This is a genomic window from Neisseria sp. P0021.S007 (assembly GCF_051956855.1).
In genome coordinates this window covers 1-645 of the sequence record NZ_JBQCXA010000645.1, presented here as the reverse complement: position 1 = coordinate 645, position 645 = coordinate 1, and the positions used below count along the sequence as shown (strand labels likewise).

The 645-nt window shown below is 54.4% G+C and carries 1 protein-coding gene; it reads left to right on the top strand.

The features are described 5' to 3' along the window. A partial coding sequence (locus ACTHUR_RS15140; protein ID WP_440399444.1) for a sigma-70 factor domain-containing protein occupies positions 1 to 645 on the top strand: 645 nt, incomplete at both ends.

The window sequence follows — 645 nt, the reverse complement described above, 5'->3', positions numbered from 1 at the left end:
GCAGAACCACAGACCCCGTGCGTATGTATATGCGCGAAATGGGGCAGGTTGACCTGCTGACCCGCGAAGACGAAATCATCATCGCCAAAAAAATCGAAAACGCCCTGAAAAACATGGTGCAGGCGATTTCCGCCTGTCCGGGTTCTATCGCTGAAATCCTCGCGCTGATCGAGCAAATCCGCAAGGATGAAATCCGCGTGGACGAAGTGGTTGAAGCCATCATCGATCCGAACGAAGTGTTGCTCAACGAATTGGGCTTGGGGCACTTGGAAAGCGCGTCAAACGACGACGATTCCGGTAGCAGCGACGAAGATGAAGAGGATGAAGACGGAGATGACGACGATTCCGGCAGCGATGCCGAAGCCATGTCCGCCGCCCATCTTGCCGAATTGAAGCAAAAAGTGCTGGATCATTTCGCCTTCATCGAAAGCGAATACGGCAAGATGATCAAAAAGCTGGAAAAACACGACAGCCGACACCCCGATTATCTGGCACACCGCGACGCCATCGCCAACAAGCTCTTGGAAGTCCGCTTCGCCACCCGCCAAATCGAAAGCCTCAGCGGCAACCTGCGCAGCCGTGTCGAAAACATCCGCAAGCTCGAACGCGAAATCCGTGACATTTGCCTTGACCGCGTCCATATGG